The organism is Streptococcus sp. 10F2 (assembly GCF_054331515.2).
This window is the reverse complement of record NZ_JBTGGE020000081.1, coordinates 1-4222: the sequence shown is the minus strand read 5'-3', so window position 1 is coordinate 4222 and position 4222 is coordinate 1. Positions and strand designations below refer to the sequence as shown.

Here is a 4222-nt window from a genome sequence, read left to right as displayed (position 1 = left end):
GGACTGGTCAGCTGTCTCGATTACTACCTAAAACGACATGCGTTAAAAGTTAACTGAACCGCCGTGTGCCGAACGGCACGCACGGTGGTGTGAGAGGGACTATGCATTAGTCCCTACTCGATTTTAGTTGTAATGGATCTTTAATCTTTAGACCGTCTAAGGAGTCCTTGGTACTGAGATGGTTTTTTAGCTTTCAAAATTCGAAGAAAGAGGTAGTAGAGAGCTTTCCTGAAGAATTTTATGTAAAAAATCAAAAAAATTTTTGAAAAAGGCTTGCTATTTTTTCTCTAACCTGTTAGAATAAATATTGTTGAAAAGAGGTCCGTTGGTCAAGGGGTTAAGACACCGCCTTTTCACGGCGGTAACACGGGTTCGAATCCCGTACGGACTATACTTTCCGCCATAGCTCAGTTGGTAGTAGCGCATGACTGTTAATCATGATGTCGTAGGTTCGAGTCCTACTGGCGGAGTGATGAAGATCCCATTAAGGGGTCTTTTTTTGTTTTTTCAATAAAATTTTTGAAGAGGAGGATTGTTTTCTGAAAAAGAAATGAACTGTTTTACTAGAAACATACAAGTTGAATACCAGTAAGCTTTTATAAAAATGCTTAAATTAAAAACACAAAAATTCTTTACACTAGGCGTATAGAATGTTATTCTAAAATGGACGATAGTGTTGTTTAAAATACAATTCTATGTTAAAAGCTTATAAAGGAGAATAGGATAAAAACATGAAGAAGAATATGTTTGATCGCCAGGTTCAGAGGTTTTCACTTCGGAAATACTCTTATGGAACAGTGTCCGTCTTATTAGGGACCCTGCTCTTTGCTGGACAAGAAGTCCAAGCGGATAGCGTTTCAGTGACCCAACCTGGGGATGCAGATGCAACAGGTGCATTAGATCATGACAACTCATCAGAATCCGATGGCGAGTCAGAATCTCACTCTGTCTATGCTGCGGATCCATTACTAGCTTCAGATGCAAAATCAGATACCTCGTTAGAAATTAAGAACGTATCAGATTCATCTGTAGAAACTAAATCTGAGGTTGCTGTACCTTCACCAGTGTCTGAGACAAAAGTTTCGGAGGATAAGGCAGAAGTCAGCACTGAACCTAAGAAGGTTACCCCTGCTTCAGTACCAGCAATGGATACGGAGAATGTAGCTGATAAGGTAGTTTCACCTACAACAGAGAACTCACCAGAGAAGAGTTCCCTGGAGACTCCATCTGTCTATGCTGCGGATCCTGTATTACCTCAACCAGCCTCTACAGAAGGACTCCGTGTAGGAGAGATTTTGACGACTCCATCTGTGGCAACTGTAGAGTCTAGCGACAGTGTGTCTCTTGATAAAGTGACTAATGCGGATAATGCTACTGGTATTTCTGTCGAAAAAGTATTAATGGAGACAGATAAGTTGGAGCAGGCAGATAAAGGACTTACAGCTATAGAGTCTACGCCTAGCTCAACAGTGGTTCGAAGATCTGGTTTCCGTTCAGCAATGTTGCGAGCAGCAAGAAGCGGTGAAACTCAGGTTTATTCGCAAGCTCAAAGTTTTTCCGATCAGCCGGGTGGTAAAATTTCGAATTTTAATGGCTACCTTGTGAAATCAGGGCATACGGATCAAACAGAATTAGTACGTTTTGAATTGGACTACACTCCAACAGTAGTTGCAGGAAGAGCCAAAGAAGCCCCAATTGCGATGGATTTTTCATCTGCAGGGAATATTGAAATTGTTAGAGATTCTGTGAAAGTCAATGGTCGCCCCTTACCTTATGTAAACGTTGATGGAGGAGCCTATAACTTTTGGAGTTCTAGTAATAAGGCACAGATTGGACAAACTAACAAGGTTGAATTCTATGCTCGAGTTAAGACAGCTCAGGTTAGCTACGGAAATCTAAGTGTTTCCTTAGCCACAAGTTTTTCTCCTACTTATAATCGTGAATTTAGACCAGGTAAGTATGGAACGAATAGTAATATTCGTAATGCGACAACCGGTACTGTTAAACTTGATAGAGCTGCTTTTGATAAAGCAGTTGAAGAAATTACGGGACCAAAAGTACCCGAACCAACAGTTGAAACTTCACCAATTCCATTTACAACAGAATATAAAGCAGATACGACACTGGATGCGAATGTACAAAAAGTAGAGAGAGAAGGTGTCGATGGCCAGCAAACGGTAACCACAACCTATCGTAAAGAAGGAAAAGAAATCATTGCGACTAAAGGAAATCCAGTAGTTACGAAAGAACCAGTTTCTAAAATTGTAAAAGTTGGGACTAAAACAACGGTCGTAACAGAGAAAGTCGCTTTTCAAACGGTATACCAAGATGATCCTAAGATGAAAGCTAGTGATCCAGAAGTTGTTGTAACACAGGGGAAGGATGGAAGTAAGACAACAACCACTACTTATACTTTGAATCCGACAACGGGTGTCGCTACGGCTAATAAACCTACAGTTACAACAGTAGATGCAGTTAATAAAGTCATTAAACGTGGTACAGGTCAAACAAGTCCAATTCCTTATCAAACAGTATATGTAGCGAATGATAAGCTTGATGTGGGTCAACGTAAAGTTGTAACAGCTGGTGTTAATGGAGTCCGTCATCCAAATGGAACCGTTGAAAAAGCAGCCGTAAATGAAGTTGTTCAAATGGGTACCAAACCTAAAGTTGAAACGACTCCAGTTGCTTATCAAACGGAGTATCAAAATGATCCTAAGATGAAGGCCAGTGACCCAGAGGTTACGGTACGGGAAGGGAAGAACGGAAGTAAGACTGTCACGACAACTTACACCATGAATCCTACTACGGGTGTTGTAACACCAAATAAACCAACTGAACAGGTAACTGCACCAGTGAACCGTATTGTGAAACGTGGTACAGGCCAAACAAGTCCAATTCCGTATGAAACCGTCTATGTAGCTAATGACAAGCTTGATGTAGGTCAGCGTAAAGTTGTAACAGCTGGTGTGAATGGGGTTCGTCATCCAAATGGAACCGTTGAAAAAGCAGCTGTAAATGAAGTTGTTCAAATGGGTACCAAGCCTAAAGTTGAGACGACTCCAGTTGCTTATCAAACGGAGTATCAAAATGATCCTAAGATGAAGGCCAGTGACCCAGAGGTTACGGTACGGGAAGGGAAGAACGGAAGTAAGACTGTCACGACAACTTACACCATGAATCCTACTACGGGTGTTGTGACACCGAATAAACCAACTGAGCAGGTAACTGCCCCAGTGAACCGTATTGTGAAACGTGGTACAGGTCAAACAAGTCCAATTCCGTATGAAACGGTCTATGTAGCTAATGATAAGCTTGATGTAGGTCAACGTAAGGTTGTAACAGCTGGTGTTAATGGAGTTCGTCATCCAAATGGAACTGTTGAAAAAGCAGCCGTAAATGAAGTTGTTGAAATGGGTACCAAGCCTAAAGTTGAGACGACTCCAGTTGCTTATCAAACGGAATACCAAAATGATCCAACCATGAAGGCCAGTGACCCAGAGGTTACGGTACGAGAAGGTAAGGATGGAAGTAAGACTGTCACGACAACTTACACCATGAATCCTACTACGGGTGTTGTAACACCAAATAAACCGACTGAAAAAGTGACTGCCCCAGTGAATCGCATTGTGAAGCGTGGAACAGCAACAGATGCGGATAAGAATACTCCAGTTGCACAAGATCAAACAGTGAAACCAGGAGAAACTGTAGATCCAAGCAAGTCTATCAGTAACTTGCCAGACCTTCCAGCGGATACTAAGGTAGCCTTTGAGAGTCCAGTAGACACAAGTACAGTAGGCGATAAGCCAGCAACTGTAGTTGTGACATATCCAGATGGCTCAACAGATAAGGTTCCAGTCACTGTTAAGGTTGTAGATCCACGAACAGATGCGGATAAGAATACCCCAGTTGCACAAGATCAAACAGTGAAACCAGGAGACGAGGTTGACGCAAGCAAGTCTATCAGTAACTTGCCAGACCTTCCAGCGGATACTAAGGTAGCCTTTGAGAGTCCAGTAGACACAAGTACAGCAGGCGATAAGCCAGCAACTGTAGTTGTGACATACCCAGACGGTTCAACAGATAAGGTTCCAGTAACTGTTAAGGTTGTAGATCCACGAACAGATGCGGATAAGAATACTCCAGTTGCACAAGATCAAACAGTGAAACCAGGAGAAACTGTAGATCCAAGCAAGTCCATCAGTAACTTGCCAGACCTTCC

Annotated in this window: 1 protein-coding gene and 2 tRNA genes; all 3 read left to right on the top strand. The window is 42.2% G+C overall.

Features of this window, described 5'->3' with window-relative positions; all coding sequences use genetic code 11:
- The first annotated feature begins 319 nt into the window (after nucleotides 1-319).
- A tRNA-Glu gene (locus ACXM1Q_RS08890) sits at nucleotides 320-391 on the top strand.
- Nucleotides 392-396: 5 nt separating this feature from the next.
- Nucleotides 397-470 (top strand) — tRNA-Asn (locus ACXM1Q_RS08885).
- 261 nt (nucleotides 471-731) lie between these two features.
- Nucleotides 732-4222 (top strand): G5 domain-containing protein (locus ACXM1Q_RS08880; RefSeq protein WP_458517750.1); only part of this gene is annotated, 3491 nt, incomplete at its 3' end.